Annotated in this window: 15 protein-coding genes; 2 read left to right on the top strand and 13 right to left on the bottom strand. The window is 70.5% G+C overall.

Features of this window, described 5'->3' with window-relative positions; genetic code table 11:
- The first annotated feature begins 15 nt into the window (after nt 1-15).
- Entirely contained in the window at nt 16-2211 is a 2196-nt protein-coding gene (locus SLW55_RS12125; protein WP_320745195.1) for a xanthine dehydrogenase family protein molybdopterin-binding subunit, read from the top strand.
- Between the two features lie 243 nt (nt 2212-2454).
- Here SLW55_RS12125 and SLW55_RS12120 read toward each other — a convergent pair whose 3' ends face one another.
- From SLW55_RS12120 to SLW55_RS12065, 12 genes are all read right to left on the bottom strand, one after another.
- Nucleotides 2455-3084, bottom strand: coding sequence for a nucleotidyltransferase family protein (locus SLW55_RS12120; protein WP_320745194.1), 630 nt, complete (start codon nt 3082-3084; stop codon nt 2455-2457).
- Nucleotides 3084-4136: an XdhC family protein gene (locus SLW55_RS12115; RefSeq protein ID WP_320745193.1), complete on the bottom strand. Its 1053-nt coding sequence runs from the start codon at nt 4134-4136 to the stop codon at nt 3084-3086. The genes SLW55_RS12120 and SLW55_RS12115 overlap by 1 nt, the downstream gene beginning before the upstream one ends.
- Before the next feature lie 239 nt (nt 4137-4375).
- Entirely contained in the window at nt 4376-5413 is a 1038-nt protein-coding gene (locus tag SLW55_RS12110) for a winged helix DNA-binding domain-containing protein (protein ID WP_320745192.1), read from the bottom strand.
- Between the two features lie 401 nt (nt 5414-5814).
- Nucleotides 5815-6303 carry a transcriptional repressor gene (locus SLW55_RS12105; protein ID WP_017907264.1) on the bottom strand — a complete coding sequence of 163 codons (489 nt, stop codon included), beginning with the start codon at nt 6301-6303 and terminating at the stop codon, nt 5815-5817.
- A gap of 16 nt (nt 6304-6319) precedes the next feature.
- Complete coding sequence (gene gltX / locus SLW55_RS12100) at nt 6320-7726, bottom strand: glutamate--tRNA ligase (RefSeq protein WP_295943213.1); 1407 nt, start codon at nt 7724-7726, stop codon at nt 6320-6322.
- Nucleotides 7727-7891: 165 nt separating this feature from the next.
- Complete coding sequence (locus tag SLW55_RS12095; protein ID WP_320745191.1) at nt 7892-8776, bottom strand: carbon-nitrogen hydrolase family protein; 885 nt, start codon at nt 8774-8776, stop codon at nt 7892-7894.
- Nucleotides 8773-9378, bottom strand: coding sequence for a GNAT family N-acetyltransferase (locus SLW55_RS12090; protein ID WP_267099580.1), 606 nt, complete (start codon nt 9376-9378; stop codon nt 8773-8775). The genes SLW55_RS12095 and SLW55_RS12090 overlap by 4 nt, the downstream gene beginning before the upstream one ends.
- 213 nt (nt 9379-9591) lie before the next feature.
- Nucleotides 9592-10023 carry a hypothetical protein gene (locus SLW55_RS12085; RefSeq protein WP_267099579.1) on the bottom strand — a complete coding sequence of 144 codons (432 nt, stop codon included), beginning with the start codon at nt 10021-10023 and terminating at the stop codon, nt 9592-9594.
- Nucleotides 10024-10044: 21 nt separating this feature from the next.
- Complete coding sequence (gene creD / locus SLW55_RS12080; RefSeq protein ID WP_267099578.1) at nt 10045-11364, bottom strand: cell envelope integrity protein CreD; 1320 nt, start codon at nt 11362-11364, stop codon at nt 10045-10047.
- 227 nt (nt 11365-11591) lie between these two features.
- Nucleotides 11592-13034, bottom strand: a complete 1443-nt coding sequence (gene creC, locus SLW55_RS12075) for a two-component system sensor histidine kinase CreC (RefSeq protein WP_267124398.1) — start codon at nt 13032-13034, stop codon at nt 11592-11594.
- Nucleotide 13035: 1 nt separating this feature from the next.
- Nucleotides 13036-13746: a two-component system response regulator CreB gene (gene creB, locus SLW55_RS12070; protein WP_267084770.1), complete on the bottom strand. Its 711-nt coding sequence runs from the start codon at nt 13744-13746 to the stop codon at nt 13036-13038.
- A gap of 91 nt (nt 13747-13837) precedes the next feature.
- Nucleotides 13838-15778, bottom strand: coding sequence for a GGDEF domain-containing protein (locus SLW55_RS12065; RefSeq protein ID WP_320745190.1), 1941 nt, complete (start codon nt 15776-15778; stop codon nt 13838-13840).
- 241 nt (nt 15779-16019) lie between these two features.
- Here SLW55_RS12065 and rlmJ point away from each other — a divergent pair, with 241 nt between their 5' ends.
- Nucleotides 16020-16877, top strand: a complete 858-nt coding sequence (rlmJ, locus tag SLW55_RS12060) for a 23S rRNA (adenine(2030)-N(6))-methyltransferase RlmJ (protein ID WP_320694202.1) — start codon at nt 16020-16022, stop codon at nt 16875-16877.
- A gap of 27 nt (nt 16878-16904) precedes the next feature.
- Here rlmJ and SLW55_RS12055 read toward each other — a convergent pair whose 3' ends face one another.
- Nucleotides 16905-17867 carry a YwqG family protein gene (locus tag SLW55_RS12055; RefSeq protein WP_043095674.1) on the bottom strand — a complete coding sequence of 321 codons (963 nt, stop codon included), beginning with the start codon at nt 17865-17867 and terminating at the stop codon, nt 16905-16907.
- Nucleotides 17868-17970 lie beyond the last annotated feature (103 nt).

Below are 17970 nucleotides of genomic sequence, written 5' to 3'. Positions count from 1 at the left end.
ACCGGAGAACCGGCAATGAACTACATCGGCAAGGAAATGCGCCGCGTCGACGGCTACGCCAAGGTCACCGGCAAGGCGCGCTATGCGGCGGAGTTCCAGATCCCGCATCTGGTCCACGGCTACATCCTCACCAGCACCATCGCCAAGGGCCGCATCGTGCGCATCGACACCCGCGCCGCCGAAGCCGCGCCGGGCGTGATCAAGGTGCTGACCCATCTCAATGCGATCAAGCCGGTCTCCGACGCGGTCAAGAAGAAGGGCGAAGACCTGTCGTTCCGCGCCCTGGTCGACGACCGCATCCACTTCAATGCGCAACCGATCGCGGTGGTGGTGGCCAGCACCTTCGAGCAGGCGCGGCATGCGTCGCGGCTGATCCAGGTGGAGTACGCCACCGAGGCCGCGCAGACCGATTTCGACGCGCTGCTCGGCCAGGCGCACGATCCGACACCGGAAGAGTCGCCGAAGCCGCGCGGCAACCCGGCCGCCGCGTTCGCCGCCGCGCCGGTGAAGCTGGAGGCCGCGTACACGATGCCGGTCGAGCACCACAATCCGATGGAGCCGCACGGCGGCATCGGCTACTGGATCGGCGACACCCTGACCGTGGTCAACAAGAGCCAGAACGTCTACCAGGACCGCGAACAGCTGGCCGGCTACTTCGGCATTCCGGTGGACAAGGTCAATGTGGTCTCGCTGTTCGTCGGCGGCGCGTTCGGCTCCTGCCTGCGCCCCAACTACTACACCTTCCTGCTCGGCGCGGTCTCCAAGGCGGTCGGCCTTCCGGTGAAGATCGTCTACACCCGGCGGCAGATGTTCAGCGGCCATGGCTACCGCCCCTATTACCGCGTGGAACTGGGCCTGGGCGCCGACGCCGCCGGCACGCTGCAGGCGATCCGCTACCGGCACGTGCTCAACACCTCGCGCATCGAGGCGTTCAACGAGGCCTTCTTCCGCAATGCCCGCTCGCTGTACGCCTGCCCCAACGTGGAGGATCGCTTCGAGGTGGTGGAGACCGACCTGCCGACGCCGCAGGCGATGCGCGCGCCCGGCACCATCAGCCAGATGTTCGGCATCGAGTGCGCGATGGACGAACTGGCCTATGCGCTGAAGATGGACCCGCTGGAACTGCGCCTGGCCAACTATGCCGAGACCGACCCGGACAGCGGCAAGCCGTTCTCGAGCAAGGCGCTGCGCGAATGCTACGCGCTCGCCGCCGAGACCTTCGGCTGGAGCAAGCGCACGCCCGAGCCGCGCTCCATGCGCGACGGCCGCCTGCTGGTCGGCTGGGGCATGGCTACCGGCACCTGGGCGTCGATGCAGATGCCGGCGCTGGCGCGGGTGGTGCTGAAGGCCGACGGCAGCGCCCGGGTCGGCAGCGCCACGGCCGACATCGGCCCCGGCACCTATACGGTGATGACCCTGATCGCCGCCGAGTACCTGGGCATCGACGCCAAGCGCGTGCAGTTCGAACTCGGCGATACGCGTCTGCCCAAGGCGCCCGCGCAGGGCGGCTCGTGGACCACCGCCAGCGTCGGCAGCGCGATCCACGGCGCGGCGCGCGAGATCCGCGGCAAGCTGCTGGAACTGGCCAGGCAGGATGGGCAGGCCGCATTCAGCGGGCTGGATGTGGATGCGGTGGAACTGGTCGATGGCCAATTGCGCCCGACCGGCAAGCCCGAAGCCGGCCTGGACGTGGCCAAGCTGATGCGCCAGCACGGCCTGCAGGAGCTGGAGGTGGTGCACGAATCCAAGCCCTCGGCCGAGCGCAAGCAGTACGCCACCGCCGCACACGGCGCGCAGTTCATCGAGGTCAAGGTCGATCCGGACACCGGCATGGTGCAGGTGACGCGGGTCATCGAAGCCACCGCCTGCGGCAAGATCATGAATCCGCTGACCTCGCACAGCCAGGAAATCGGCGGCGTGGTGATGGGCATCGGCATGGCGCTCAGCGAAGGCGCCGAGATCGACCACCGCTACGGGCGCATGCTCAACGCCTCGCTGGCCGACTATCATGTGCCGGTCAACGCCGACGTGCACGAGATCCAGACCATGTTCGTCGAAGAGGACGACACCATCGTCAACCCGCTCGGGGTCAAGGGCATGGGCGAACTGGGCATGGTCGGCATTCCCGCGGCCATCGCCAATGCCGTGTTCCACGCCACCGGCAAGCGCATCCGCGACCTGCCGATCACCCCGGACAAGTTGATCGGCTGAGCACGAGCGCCGCTTGCTGCGCCGTTCGCCCTATCCCTCGTGGGAGCGGCTTCAGCCGCGACAGACGTTACCCATAGCGCCTGTCGCGGCTGAAGCCGCTCCTGCGACATCGCTTCCGTAGTCATCAGAGGTGGCATTCCGTTGCAAAGAGCAAAGTAGGACGCCATCCGACGTCGCCCGTTGTCTGATGGAAGCCTTCGATGCATCTATCGCATCCCGCAGCAAGTCCTGCAGGAACCATCGCTACGTCGCGCCCTGCAGCGACCGCGATGGATCCAGCCACCCTTTCGCCACCGCCGCCTGCACATCCTCCGGCGTGTCCAGGTCCAGCGCCAAGGCCGGCGCGACGATGCAACCGAGGCTGTCCGGTGCCAGCGTCGCGAACAGCGTGCGCAAGCCCTGGTCGCCGCCCAATGGCAGCGCGCGCCAGCGCTGCTGCGCCACCACCGCGGGCATGCCACGCACGCCGGCGTAGGCGCTCACCGCGCAACCGGACGCCGCCCGTGAGGCCGCCGCCAGCAGATCCTGCAGATGCGCCGCGGCCAACGCCGGCTGGTCGCAACCGAGCACCAGGCTATGGGTGATCGCGGCATCGTCGCCTACCGCCGCACGCAGGCAGTCCAGGCTGCCGCCCATGCCGGTGGACCAGTCCGGATTGCGCACGCATTCCACCGGCAATCCCTCCAGCAGCGGGTGCAGCGCCTCGGCCTGCGCACCCAGCACCACCACGCAACGCGCCGGTGCCGTGGACAGCGCCAGGCGCACGACCTTGCGCAGCAGCGGCTCGCCGTCGCTGGTCAGCGTCTGCTTGGGACGGCCGAGGCGGCGGCTGCCGCCCGCGGCCAGGATCAGCGCCGCGTGCGCCTGCGCCATCACCTGGCGCCCTCGGCCAGCAATCGCGGCGCTGCCGTCAGCGCATCGCGGTGCGATCGCCGCGGCCTGTCGCTTGCCTGCGCGACCGCACTCAGCCGCGGCGGCGCCGCCCGGCTGGCCTGCAACTGCGCGGCGATGCTCAGCGCGATCGCTTCTGCGCCATTGCCTCCCAGGCGCAGCCCGATCGGCGAATGCAGGCGCGGCGACACCTGCGCGCGTTGCGTCGGGCTCAGCAAACGGAACAGGTCCTCGCGCCGCCGCACCGGTCCCAGCAGGCCGAGGAACGGGATCGCGCTGCCGGCCAGCGCGTCCAGCGCTTCACGATCCAGTTCGAAATTGTGGTGCATCACCAGTGCCGCGTCGCTGCCGTCACAGTCGGCCAGTGCGCGGGTCGGCGTACATGCCAGGGCGCGGTCGGCCAGCGCCGCCAACGCAGACCAGCGCGGCCGCTGCTCGACCAGGGTGGTCATCCAGCCCAATTGACGTAGCAGCGGCAGCAACACGGTGGTTTCCGGGCCGGCACCGAAGACGCTGACCCTCGGCGGCGGCGGCACCTGCACTTCGCCGGCGCGCGGCGGCGGCGCAGACAGCGTGTGCCAAGGCAGGCACCACCGCAACGCCTGCGCGGCCACGCTGGCGGCGATGCGACCGTCGGCCTCCAGCACCAGGGTCAATCCACCGCGCCCCTGCAGCCAGGCCTGGGCCAGCCCGTCGAAGCCCGGCAAGGCGAGCAGCGGCAGCAAGGCCAGGTGCAGGCGGCCCCGGCAACCGGCTGCCGAACCCGACAGCAGGTCCTCGTCCTCGCGCGTATCGATCTCCATCCACACCGGCATGCCGGCGACGGCGGCCTCCGTGGCGCAGCGCGCGATCTCCGGCTCCAGGCACCCGCCGCTGAGCCAACCTTGCTGCGCACCATCGGGGCCGAACAAGGCCATCGCCCCGGCGTGCGCGTAGGTAGAGCCTTCGCGGGCCATCGCCACGGCCAGGACCGCGGGCGTGCCGCGGCGGCAGGCGTCGATTGCAGCATGGAGACAGTGTCGGGCAGCGGACATGCGGCGGCACAGGCAACGTGGGAAACCCGAGCCTAAGCGGCAGCCTGTGGTCGCGAGGTGACCCTGGCCGCCGCGTGTGAGCGTCGGTTCGCGGCAACAGCGGTACGTTTGGGCAACAACCGACGTAGGCATGCGATCGGGAATGCGCGGCATCCTGCCGAAGTCCGGCGCTGCGCCGCGGATGCCCTTGGCGCGAGTTGCACCGCCGCAAGCCATACCCCTGCGGCAGCAGCACCCGGCTACAGCAGATGGAAGCGTTCGAACCGCTGCAACGCCGCGTCGATCCTCGCCTGCAGCGCCGGTCGCTGCGGCGCCAGCCAGGTCCATTGCTGGATCAGCAGGCGGCCGGCGCGACGGTCCATCTTCAGGTCGAGCGCGGCGACGATGCGGTCGCCGACCAGCACCGGCAGCGCGAAGTAGCCCAGTACCCGCTGTGGCGCCGGCACATAGGCCTCGAAGCGATGGGTATAGCCGAAGAACTGCTGCAACCGTTTGCGCTGGATCACCAGCGGATCGAACGGCGACAGCAACTGCGCCCGCGTCGGATCCGGTGGCGGCGGCGTGCTGTCCAGCAGCTCCGGCTCGACCCACAGGGCCACGCCTTCCTGGCCCTGCAGATGCACCGGGCGCAGGCGCTTGCGCGCCACTTCCGCGGCGATCAACGCTCGCACCGCCGGTTTGGCGGCGGTCTCGCCATAACAGACCGAGTCCACGCCGACGATGGCCTGCGCGCGCAACGCTCGCTGCAGCAGGTAACGCGCATATTGCGCGTCGCTGACCGGACGCGGCCGCTGCCGCCAGCCGAAATGCCGCGTGGCCAATTCGTACGTCTTGAGCATGCCGCTGCGCTGGCTGACCACCAGGTCGCCGCTGAAGAAACCGTACTGCAACGCAGCCCGCGACGGCTTGCGGCTGCCCCAGGGGTGGGTCTTCTCGACCAGCACCTCGTCGTCGATGTCGCGGATCGACAACGGCCCCTCGTTGCGGATGCGCCGCAACAACCGCGCATAGTCCTGCGCATCCACCGCGCCCCGGGCGTCGGCCTGTGCACGTCGGCGCGCCATCTGCGCCACGTACATGCGGTAGTCGGCGACCGGCACGTAGGCCAAGGCATGGGTCCAGTACTCGAACAGCGACTTGTCCTGCGACTGCGCCCGTTCCAGATCCCGTTCGCGGTACTCGGGAATGCGCGTGTACAGCACGTGGTGGTGGCTGCGCGCGATCACGTGGATGGTGTCGATCTGCACATAGCCCAGGTGCGCGGTCGCCTGCCGCACCGCTTCGGCGCCGCGGCCGAACGGCGCCGGCGTGGTCAGGCGCTGCGCATGCAGCCACAGCGCACGTGCCCGGTCGGGCGCGATCGGGACGGAGCGACGTGAGTGCGCATCGGAACGACCTTCCTGGCAATGCGGTAGCGCCGATCAGAATAGCAACCCGGGACGCGCAACGCGGTTCTCAGGCACTCGCTGTGGGGCTCCGCTTCGCCGTCGCTCCGATTTCCAGCGCGGCAACGCCGCACCGGAACGCGTTTAGCACGCTACCGCCACACGTCACGGCGGACAGGACGTGCCCGCGTTGCGGTGATAGCAGGCATTGCCGACAGCTATTCAGCCAGGCTCAGATCAATCGGATGCCATGTCCCGCAGGCCTGCAACGTATCGCAATGTCGGCACGGAGCTCAGCCCGCGCACTTCGCGCACAGCCCGTGCACTTCCAGGGTCTGCGCCTGCGGCTGGAATCCCAGGGCCTTGGCGCGCTGCTCCAGCTGGCTGACCACGTCGCGGTCCTCCAGCTCCACCGCGCTGTGGCAGCGGTCGCAGATCAGGAACGGCACCGAATGCTGGGCACTGCTCGGATGGTGGCAGGCGACGAAGGCGTTGACCGACTCGAGCTTGTGCACGAAGCCGTTGGCCATCAGGAAGTCCAGCGCGCGGTACACGGTGGGCGGCGCGTCGGCGCCCACGCCCTTGCCTTCGCGCACCCATTCCAGCAGGTCGTAGGCCTTGACCGGGCGCCCGGCCTCGGCGATCAGCCGCAGCACGTTGGCGCGGATCGGGGTCAGGCGCAGACCGCGCTCGCGACTCACCCGCTCCACCACCTTGACGAAGTCGGCAGCGTCGTGGACGTGGTGGTGCGGCTCGGTACAGGCGGTCTTCTTGCTGGACATGGCGGTCTCCCGGGAATCAGCTTCCCGCTGGGATCTTGATGAGCGCGGCGTCGATGCGTTTCAAGGCCTCCTCGCGACCGGCCAGGTACACGGTCTGCGAGATGTCCGGACTGACCTGGGTGCCGGTGATGGCCACGCGCAGCGGCTGCGCCACCTTGCCCATGCCGATCTCCAGGGCGGCGGCGGTGTCGTGCAGCGCGGCGGCGACGCCGTCCAGGTTCCACTGCGGCAGCGCGGCCAGCAGTTCGCGGGCCTTGCCCAGCGCCAGTTCGGCGCCCGGCTTGAAATGCTTGGCCACCGCCGCGTCGTCGTAGCGGGTCAGCGGGCGATACCAGACCTCGGCCTTCTCGGCCATTTCCTTGAGCGTCTGCACGCGCTCGCGCAGCGCCACCACCACCTCGGCCGCAGCCGGGCCGGCGGCCGGGTCGATGCCGAGCTTGCGCAACTGGAACTCCAGCTGCGGCGCGATCGTCGCCGGGTCGTCGCTCTTGAGGTAGTGCTGGTTGACCCAGCCGAGCTTGGCCATGTCCAGGCGCGCGGCCTTGGAGTTGACGTCCTTGACGTCGAACAGGTCGATCAGCTCCTGGCGCCCGAACAGTTCCTGGTCGCCGTGCGACCAGCCCAGCCGCGCCAGGTAGTTGATCAGCGCGTGCGGCAGGTAGCCGGCGTCCTTGTACTGCATCACGTCGGCCGCGCCGGTGCGCTTGGACAGCTTGGCGCCCTGCTCGTCCAGGATCATCGGCATGTGCGCGAACTTCGGCACCGGCGCGCCCAGCGCCTGGTAGATGTTGATCTGCCGCGGGGTGTTGTTGATGTGGTCGTCGCCGCGGATCACCTCGGTGATGCCCATGTCCCAGTCGTCCACCACCACCGCGAAGTTATAGGTGGGATAGCCGTCGGGACGGAAGATCACCATGTCGTCCAGTTCGCTGTTGGCGATCTCGATGCGGCCCTTGATCAGGTCGTCGAACGCCACCACGCCCTCGGTCGGGTTCTTGAAGCGGATCACCCGGTTGGGATCGTCGCGGTGCGGCAGGTTCAGTTCGCGCGCGGCGCCGTTGTAGCGCGGCTTTTCCTGCCGCGCCATCGCCGCTTCGCGCATGGCATCCAGTTCCTCGCGGGTCTCGTAGGCGTAGTAGGCCTGACCCTGCGCCAGCAACTGCTCGGCGACCTCGCGGTAGCGATCCAGGCGCCGGGTCTGGTAGATCGGGCCTTCGTCGTAATCCAGGCCCAGCCACTCCATCGCCTCCAGGATCGCGTCGATCGCCGCCTGGGTGCTGCGCTCGCGGTCGGTGTCCTCGATCCGCAGCACGAATTCGCCGCCGCGGTGGCGCGCCTCCAGCCAGCAATACAGCGCGGTGCGCGCGCCGCCGATGTGCAGATAACCGGTGGGACTGGGGGCAAAACGGGTGCGGCAGGCCATGGAACGCTCGAAACGACGGGAATCGGGCGATTTTACCTTGCCGAGCAGGCGCCTGCCGGCGCGCGGGATTCGGGATTGGGGATTCGGGATTGGTACGAGCAGCATTTTGCCCAGGGACAGGACCTGCCACGCCAGGGCGGACTGCCGACGGCGCAAAATCCTGCCCTACGCGAACCCGCTCAGTTCCGCGCGTACCACGGCCGGTGCCAGTTGCCCGCGCCAGTCGCGGTCGTTGGCCACTTGCGCATTAGCGCGGCTGGCCTCGAACGCGGCGAAGTCCAGCTCGGCGATCGCCCAGACCTGCTCGCCATGGGTCTGCGCGACGATGCCGTCGGCCGGGAAGCCGGCGTCCATCGGCGCGTACAGCGTGGCCTCGCCGGTGTTCACGTCCAGCGCCGGGCTCCACTCGGCGACGCCGGCGGTCACCGACTGAGCGACGAAGATGCGGTTCTCCAGCGCCCGCGCCAGGCAGCCCACGCGCACGCGGGTGGCGCCGGCCTCGGTGTCGGTGCAACTGGGCACCACCAGCAGCCGCGCCCCGGCCTCGTACTGGGCACGCACCGGCAGCGGGAACTCGCTGTCGTAGCAGACCGCCACGCCGGCGCGCACGCCCTCGGCCTCGAACACCTTCAGCGCCTCGCCGCCGTCGATCAGGCCGGTGGCTTTTTCGAAGCCGGTCAGTTGCAGTTTGTCCTGCCAGCCGTGGCCGCCGTCCGGGGGGAACCAGTAGGCGCGGTTGCGGTAGCGCCCCTGGCCCATGTCGAGCAGGAAGCTGCCGGCGACCACGTGCAGGCGATGGCGCCGTGCCAGGTCGGCGAACAAGGCCAGGTACGGCGCATGCAGTGCCTGGATCGCCGCCAGCGAAGCCGGCAGCCGCGCCGACACATCGGCGCCGAAGGTCGCGGCCAGTTCCAGCGAGAGGTACTCCGGCAGCACCGCCAGCTGCGCGCCGGCCTGCGCGGCCTCGCCCAGCAGCGCGGCCTGCTTGTCGGCGAAGGCGGCGAAATCGGCGGGCGCGCCGATCGGATACTTGGCGACGGCGACTTTCATGCGGCAGGCTCCAGCGCGCGGGTCCAGAAACCCAGGGTATGCGGCGTTTCGCCGCGGTCGACCTCGTTCCACGGCAGATGCATGCGCAACGCCGGCTGTGGCAGGTAGCCGCGCTTGCGCCAGAACACGTCGTTGCCGCGATACTCCGGCGGCCGCCGCGGGTCGTCGGGCGCCCGCTCCACCGAACAGAACGCGGTTAGGCGGAAGCGACCGAGCGCGCGCGCATGCGCCTCGCGCTCGTCGAAGAAGGCATGGCCGGCGCCGCGCCCGCGATACTGCGGCAACAGCACCGACTCGCCGAAATAGAACACCTCGGCCGGGTCGATGCCGCTGCCGGCGAAGGCCGCGGCGAACGCCTCGGTGTCGTCGACCAGCGGCAGCCCGGTGGAGGCGCCGACCACCTGCTCGCCGTCGCGCGCCAGCACGAACACGCTGTCGGGCGACGCCGCATAGGCGGCCAGGTACTCGCGTTCGTAGCCGAGGTCGCCGTCGTAGAGGTAGGGCCAGTCGCGGAACACCGCGATGCGCAGCTGAGCGACCGCGTCCAGGAACGGCACGATCCCGGCGCCGCGCAGGCGCTGAATGGAGAGCGGAGAGTGCATCCGTGCACTCTACCGCAAGCGTTTCCCTGGCGCTGCCTGCCTGGCGATGCCCTTGCATGTGCCTCCTTGCCGCCTCCCTGCGTGGGCGTCCCTGCCCGTCCTGTGACCCGTGGCGGCATCCGTGCCGCCACCGTCGGTGTTTCTGCCGTCAATGGCCGATGACCATCCGACCGATCCGCCCGTAGTGGTGGCGATCGATGCGGGTGCCCTGCCTCAGCGCCACCAGCGGCACAGCAGCGCGGCCTGTGCCGGCAGCACCAGCAAGCGCGCGCGGCCTTCCGCTTCCCAGGTCACGAACCCCGGCGCAGGCGTGTCCCCGCACCGCTCCACGTCCATCGCCCAGGCAGGATCGCGGCGCACCGCGCGCCAGGGGCAGTAGCGCCACGGCGCGGCTTCGCCCGGCAAGGCCGCACGCGCCTGCAGCGCGCCGGCCAGGAACGCCACCGCGTCGCCGGCCAGGGCGGCGCGGCTGCGTTCGCTCAAGCGCAGCCACAGGGCCCCGCCGCGGTCGGCGGCGGTGACCAGCGCGGCCTGCGCGCTGCGCGCGAGCGCCCCCGGCAGGTTGCCGGGATGCAGGCCATGGGTCTCCAGGGCGGGCGGCAGCAGCGCCTGCAGACGCCGATGCAGATGACGATGCGCGACCATGTCCGGTTCTCCCCCGACGGCTCAGCGCAGCGACGCGCCGAGTTCGTACCAGTCGATCCGGCGGGTGATCCACATGATCGCGCCGAGGATGCCGAACAGCAGCAGCGAGCCCATCAGCAAGGCGTTGTCTTCCGAGGCCAGCAAGCCGTACAGCGCGCCGTACAGCACGGTGAGCATGCTGGCGAAGCCGGCCGCGCGCAGGCGGCTGCGCAAGACCCCCGACAGGTAGAAGAACTGCAGCCCGATGCAGGCCACCGCCGAGACCAGATACGCCTGCCAGAACGGGATGTGCTCGGACAGGCTGAGCAGCAGCAGGAAGAAGATCGCCAGCGCCAGGCCCACCAGCAGGTACTGCAGCGGATGGATCGGCAGGCGCTTGATCAGCTCGAACAGGCCGAAGGCGACGAAGGTCAGCACCACGAACAGCAGGCCGTACTTGCTGGCACGCTCGGCCTGGGTATACACGTCCACCGGGTCGACCAGGTCCACGCGCAAGGCGTCGAGATCCTGTCCGCCGGAGGCCAGCTGCGCCTGCGCGCCGGTCGCCAGCGACGACAGCGCCCAGCTCGCCTGGAACCCCTGCGCGGTGATGCGGCGCTCGTTGGGCAGGAAGCGGCCGCCGAACAGCGGATGCGGCCACGGCGAGTTCAGCGCGATCTGGTTGTCGTCGCCGACCGGCACGATCGACAGCGCCTGGGTGCCGTCGAGCACGAATTCCATCTGCACGTCGTGCAGGTCGGTCAGCCGGCCCTGCTGCGTATCGCGCAATGCCGGCAACACTGCGTGCACGCCCTTGGAGATGTTGGCCAGCCCTTCCGAGCCCGGCTGCAGCGGCAGCGCGCGGCCGTCGGCGCGCAGATTCGGCGTGCCGACCAGGCCGCGCACGTCCTGCAGGCCGATCGCCAGATACGGCGTGCCGTACTGGCGGCGATCGACAGCGGCATAGTCGAGATCGTCGAACTCGGCCTTCAGCCGCGCATGCCAGCTGTACACCTGCACCTTGAACAGGCCGATGTGGCGCTGCGCGGGCTTCAGTTCGCCTTCGACCTGCAGCCGCCGCGGCGCCTGCAGCACGTAGCCGGCCTGGGTCTCGCGCTTGGTCACCCGCTTGCCGTCGGCGTCGAGTACGGCGACCTCACGTTCCTGGGTCCACGGGATCACCCGCAGCGGGCCGAGCAGGCGCTGCTCGCCGGCCTTGCTCTGCGACACCCGTTCCACCGCCTCGTCGCGGTAATGCTGGCGGTCCTGCACGGTGCCGCGAATCATCAGCAGCGGGATCAGCAACAACAGGATCAATCCGCCGATGGTGGCGAATCGCAACAGCAGCTTCAGGGATTTCATGGCGACCTCTCGGTTGGGAGGGGGCCAGCATGCGACCGCTGCGTGGGTGGGGTTTGAGGCGAATTTGAAGTGGGTGTGAAGTGGGAGGAGCCGGGATTGGGGATTGGGGAATCGGGATTGGTGGCCGGCATCCGGTCGACGCGGCGCCCCACTGTGGGAGGGACTTCAGTCCCGACGCGGGAGCCCCGGCACCGCGCTTCACGCCCTCTCGCGCGAATCGATCCGGCTCAGGCCAGCGGCAACGCCAGGCAGGCCACCGCGCCGCCACCGTCGCGGTTGCGCAGGCTGGCGTCGCCGCCGTGCAGGCGCGCCACCTCGCGCACGAACGGCAGACCAAGGCCGGAGCTGCGCTGGCCGGTGGCCGGGCGCGCCAGCGAGTAGAAGCGCTCGAACACCCGCTCCAGCGCGTAGTCGGGAACGCCCGGGCCAGCGTCCTCCACCGTCAGCAGCACGCGCGCATCGGCGCCGCGTTCGGCGCGCAGCACGATGCTCGCGCCCTCCGGCGAAAAGGCGATGGCGTTGTCGAGCAGGTTGTGCAGCGCCTGCCGCAGCAGGTAGGGATCGCCCGACACAACCAGGGCCGGGTCCAGCACCTGGACCTGCAGTTGCAGACCGCGCGCCTGCAGTTGCGGCGCCAGCGCTTCGGCCAGGTCCGCGCACAGCGGCGCCAGCGCCACCGGTTCGCGCCGCTGCAACCAGCCGTGCTGTTCCACCTCGGCCAGCGCCAGCAGCTTGTCGATGGTCTCGGTGAGGCGCTGCTGCTGCTCGGCGATGTTGCGCACGAAGCGCTGCCGCTCCGGTTCCGGCAGCGGCTCCTGCAGCAGTTCCGCCGCGCCCCGGATCGCGGCCAGCGGGCTCTTCATCTCGTGGGTCAGCGACTGCACGTACTGCTCGACGTACTGCTTGCCCTCCAGCTTGCGGCGCATGGTCTCCAGCGCACGGCCGAGATCGCCGATCTCATCGCGGCGCGGCGGCGGCGGCGGCACCGGCGCACCGGCACTGACCGCCTGCGCATAGCGGTTGAGCCGGCCGATGCCGCGCAGCAGGCCCCAGGTCATCAGGATCCCGATCAGCGCCGAGATGCCGATCAGCCAGGCGCCGCGCAGCAGGATGCTGCGCTGGCTGGCGACAATGAACGGCTCGATGCTGCGGTTGGGCTGGGACAGGGTCAGCACGCCAATCAGCCGCTGCGGGTCGGCCGGATCGTAGACCGGCGCGGCCACGTGCATCACCGTGTGGTTGGGGTCGCCGTCGGCCTCGGGGCTGGAGCGGGCGCCGTACTCGCCGCGCAGGGTGCGGTACACGTCGTTCCAGCGCGAGTTGTCGCGGCCGATGTCCTGTCCGCGCGAATCGAACACCACGATGCCCGCCGCATCGGTGAGGGTGACGCGGTAGTCGACGCTGTGCTTGGGAAAACGCCAGACCATCGCGCGCGGATCGCGCCGCTGCGCCGCGGCCAGGTCGCGGGCGAAACGGCCGCTGGCGATGCGCCCGTCCTTGAGATCCTGCGCGGCCATCTGCGCCAGCACGTTGGCCGCGTCCACCAGGGTCGATTCCATCGCCTGGCGCACGCCCGGCTTGACCTCGTTGACGAACACCCGCATCACGAAGAAGGCGGCCACGCCGACGATCAGGAAGAAGCCCAGGAACAGCTTCAGCCCCAGCCGCACCTCAGGCCTCCAGCGCGTAGCCGAGGCCGCGGTGGGTGCGGATCGGATCGTCGGTGGCGCCGGCCGCGCGCAGCTTGGCGCGCAGGGTCTTGATATGGGTGTCGACGGTGCGGTCGGCGCTGTCGGCGCTGCTGTCCCAGCCGCGGTCCATCAGTTGCGCGCGACTGAGGATGGCGCCGGGCCGCTGCAGCAGCGCTGCCAGCAACGCGTACTCGTAGCGGGTCAGGTCCAGCACCGCAGCGCGCCAGCGGATGCGGCGGCCGTCGCGGTCGATGGCGAAATCGCCGTGCTGCTGCCAGCCGGCCTCGGCATCGCCGACGACCACCGCCGGGCGCCGCAACCGCGCCCGCACCCGCGCCACCAGCTCGCGCGGCGAGAACGGCTTGGCCATGTAGTCGTCGGCGCCCAGTTCCAGGCCGAGCACGCGGTCGATCTCCTCGTTGCGCGCGGTCAGGAACAGCACCGGCACCTGGCTGAAACCGCGCAGCGTGCGGCACACCTCGAACCCGCTCAGGTCCGGCAGGCCGACGTCCAGCACCACCACGTCGATGCCGCCCTCGCGCAGCTGCGCCAGGGCCTCGCGCCCGAGCTGGCAATGCCGCACCGCGTAGCCCTCGCTGCGCAGCGCGTACAGTACGGTGTCGGCGATGGCGGATTCGTCCTCGACCACGAGGACACTGGCGGCGGCAGGCGTGGACATGGCGCGCAGCATAGCCGTCGCGCGGGCGCCGCGGCAGTCCGTCCGGCCATTCCGCGGCACCGCTCGTGGATCGGCACGGAACCCGACGCGCACCTGCGGCGCGTCAGCTGTCGCTGCCGCCGCGCGCGTTGGCCGCGCCCGGCGCCGACGCCAGTTCCACCCGGTTGCGGCCGCCGTGCTTGGCCCGGTACAGCGCGGCATCGGCGCGCGCCAGCAGCGCCTGGCTGCTCTCGCCGGCGCCGGCCTCGGCGATGCCGATGCTGACGGTCAGGCGCAGGCCCGGCACGACCGCGTCGAACGACTGCCGCTCCAGTACCTCGCGCAGCAGCCCGGCCAGCTCCCGTGCCTCGGCACAGGTGGCGCCGGGCAGCAGCGCCAGGAATTCCTCGCCGCCGGTCCGGCCGAAGCTGTCGTTCCTGCGCAGGCTCTGCCGCAGGGTGGTGGCGACCAGCCGCAGCACCTGGTCGCCCGCCGCATGGCCGTGTTCGTCGTTGATCCGCTTGAAGTGGTCCACGTCCAGCGCCAGCACCGACAGCGGCATGCGCCCGCCGCGTGGCAGCGCCGCCAGCGCAGTGTCGAGTTCGGCCAGCACCTGGCGCCGCGAGGCGACGCCGGTAAGGCTGTCGACCCGCACTTCGCGGCGGGCGCCGCGCAGGCGCCCGAGGGTCAGGAACAACACCCCGACGAGCACCGCCAGCAACAGCAGCGCCGCGCCCAGCAACGCGCGCCGCAGGGTCGCCTCGCGCTCCATCGCCTGCAGCCGGTTACGCTGGGTTTCCGCCTTCTGCGCCAGTTGCAGCGCCGCCAGGTCGCGCTCGCGGCTTTCCGATTCGGCGATCAGGAACTGCGATTGCTCGCGCTGCATGCGCGTGTCCAGTTCCTGCTGCACGCGCATCTGCGCCTCGCGCGCATCCAGTGCCTGGCGCCAGGCGCCCAGCGCGCGCAAGGCGGTGGCCTTGAGGTCCAGCACGTCGCTGAGGCTGCGCAGGTCGCCGTTGGCGCGGTAGCCCTGCTCGGCCTGGTCGGCCAGCGCCAGCGCGGCCCGCGCATCGCCGCTGCGCTCGGCGATCAGCGCATCGACGTAATCGCGACGCGCGCGCATCAGCCGCGTGGCGCCCATTGCGACCAGTTGCGCTTCGGCCTGCTGCCGCTGCGCCCGCGCCTGCGGCAGGTTGCCCAGCAACGCGTTGATCCGGGCCGCGCGCAGCAACAGCGACGCCTGCGACCCCTCCAGCGGATGTCGGCCATGCAGCTCGGCCGCGCGCAGGTAGGCAGCCAGCGCCGCCGGCAGATCGCCGCGTTGCTCGGCGATGGCGCCTTCGCGCTCCACCGCCAGCGCCTGCATGTAGCCGCCATCGCCCTGCCTGGCCCGCTGCAGGACCTCGGCGACGACCTGCTGCGACAGATCCGGCAGGCCCATGTCCAGGTAGGCGTCGGCAATGCCGATCAGGGTCAGCAGCGCGACCCAGCCGCCATCGCGCCGTGCGTCCAGCGCGCGCAGTTCCTGCAAGGTACGCAGCGACTGCGCGTAGTGGCCGGCGTCGCGCTCGGCGAAGGCACGCATGCGCAGGGCCGCCGCGCGCAGTCGCGGGAACCGCTGCGCGTCGGTCAGCGCCAGGATCGTGGTGGCGGGCCGCAGATAGGCCGGGCGCTGGCCGTCGTTGTAGAGCGCATAGGTTTCGCACAGCAGGTACTCCAGGCGGACCTGCACATGGGTGCGCGCGATCGCGCCGCGCTCGCCGCGCCGCGCCTGCTCCACCGCCGCGGCCGGGCCCTGCGGAAAATGCTGGCAGTCGAAGGCGTCCAGGCGCGCCCGCCGCACCGGGTCGCCGGCGGGCAGCAGCGCCTGCAGGCGCGCATGCGCGACGCGGTAGGCCTGCTCGTCGGCGGCCATGTCCTTGCCGTGCGCACCGACATCCTCGATCAGCGCATCGAACGCCGCAGCTTGCGCTGCGCCCGAGGGCGCGGCTTCGGCACGGGAGGCACCGCAGGCGGCGAACGGCAGCGCCAACGCCAGGACACCGAGCAACAGGGGAGAAGACATGCGCATGCGAACCGTGGACCCGCCGGCCGCCCACGCGGTATCGGCACTGCGCACCCGAACGCTCCGACGACGCCTGCGCCCGGATGCACAGGCCCATCGTCCACACCTTCCGGCCTCATGCCCGTTAGGCGCCGTGCGGCCGCCAGCGGTCGCCCGGCTAGTGTACCGCGGCCGCGGACCCGCCCCGCCCGGCACCTCGGCAGGCGTGGCCGGCCGGCGTGGCGCCCCGTACACTGCGCGGATGAATTACCGCCACGCCTTCCACGCCGGCAACCATGCCGATGTCCTCAAGCACATCGTGCTGCTGGCGCTGCTCGATGCGTTCAAGCGCAAGGACAGCCCGTTCTTTGTGCTCGATACCCACGCCGGGCGCGGCCGCTATCTGTTCGCGGCCAACGAGGCGCGCAAGACCGGCGAGGCCGCCGCCGGCGTGCTGCGGTTGATGGGCCAGCCGACCCTGCCCGACGTGGTGGAGCGCTACCTGCGCGCGGTGCAGGCCGACAATCCGGTCGGTGCCCTGGTCGCCTACCCTGGTTCGCCGCTGCTGGTGGCGCAGGCGCTGCGCGCGCAGGACCGGCTGGCCGCCTGCGAACTGCAGCCCGAGGAAGCCGCCGAACTCAAGGCGTTGTTCGCCCACGACCGCCGTGTGCAGGTGCATGCCGGCGACGGCTATGCGGCGATCAAGGCATTCCTGCCGCCCAAGTCCGGGGCCAACCGGATCGGCCGCGGGCTGGTGCTGATCGATCCGCCCTACGAAGCGCAGGACGCCGAGTACCCGCTGATCGTGACCGCGCTGCGCGAAACGCTGAGCCGCTGGCCGCAGGCGGTGTGCGCGGTGTGGTATCCGATCAAGCAGCGCCGCAGCCTGCAGCCGTTCTTCCGCAAGGCCGCGGCCCTGCCGGTGGCGTCGGCACTGGTCGCCGAACTGCAGGTGCGCCCGGACGATTCGCCGTTGCGGCTCAACGGCAGCGGCATGTTGCTGCTCAATCCGCCCTGGCAGTTCGAGCAGGCGCTGGCGCAGGCGCTGCCGCCGCTGAAGGCGCACCTGGGCGAAGCCGGTGCCAGCACGCGCCTGGAATGGCTCAAGCGCGAAGCATGAGGTACGCGGGGCGGCGCACGCGCGCGCTCAGAAGCAATCCCAGTTGTAGGCGATGCGGCTGAAATCGCCGCGCCGCAGGTCGTCCGGATCGATGAAGAAGTTGGCGACGCCGCTGTCGCCCCACATCATCTCCTCGTCGCTGTCCAACTGCAGCAGCAGGACCTGCTTGTCCTGCAGGGTTCGCGGGTCTTGCTGGGTGAACTCCGGGTAGCCGCCGAGCTTGTTGCCGCCACGGCTCAGCGCATCGAACAGCGCGTCGTCCACCGTATCCTGCGACACCGCGTGGCGCTTGGCATAGGCCGCGGCCACCTCCTCCAGTGGTTTGCCCAGCACCTGCTCGAAGCGCACATCGCTGCTGCCGATGGTTTCCTCGCCGGCGTCGAACCGCATCGCCCGCGGCCGCGCCGGATCGAACGGCAACGTGTCGGCCGCTGGCAACGGCACCTCGGCCTGCCGCGCCGACGCCTTCGGCTGCGGCCAGTACACCACGCGGAAATTGCGTTGTTCGCTCAGCGCGGCCAGGTCGCTGCGCGCGCCACCGAAGTTGGCGCCATAGAAATCGTCGCCGCCGATGAAGAACTGCAGCATGCCCTGGCGCGGGTAGCCGGGCAGCGGCGGCATCCGCGCCAGATCGATCTGCGCCAGCAGCGCCAGCGGCTGGCCGTCGGCCGCGTGCGGATACGGCTTATCACCGGTCCAGTAGGGGCGCCCGCCGACCTTGCTGGCCAGGCGATCGTCCTGCGTCATCGGCTGCAGTTGCACCTGCAGCACCGGCCGGCGCGTGGCCTGCAGGCGCGCCTGGTACGGGGCCAATGCCTGCGTCGCCAGCTGCTCCGCATCGGCGACTGGAGCGGCGGTGGTGGCGGTCGGCGTGTCGTGGTGCTGCGCGCGCAGCAGCCACCTGCCACCGCCCACCAGCAGCCCCACCAGCAGCGTGGCCAGGCCCAGCCCGATCGCCGCGGAGACGGCCACGGCATGCGATGTCTTCATCGTCGCGCATTCCCTTGAACGAAGCGCCACTCTAGCAAGACCACCCGATCGGCACATCGGCAGGACGCTGCGTTCACGGGCGTAAGGTTTTGGCAATGCGAGA

The organism is Xanthomonas sp. LF06-19, assembly GCF_034105425.1.
GTDB classification, from domain to species: domain Bacteria; phylum Pseudomonadota; class Gammaproteobacteria; order Xanthomonadales; family Xanthomonadaceae; genus Xanthomonas_A; species Xanthomonas_A sontii.
The sequence above is the reverse complement of the archived record's forward strand: the minus strand, read 5'-3'. Positions and strand labels throughout refer to the sequence as shown.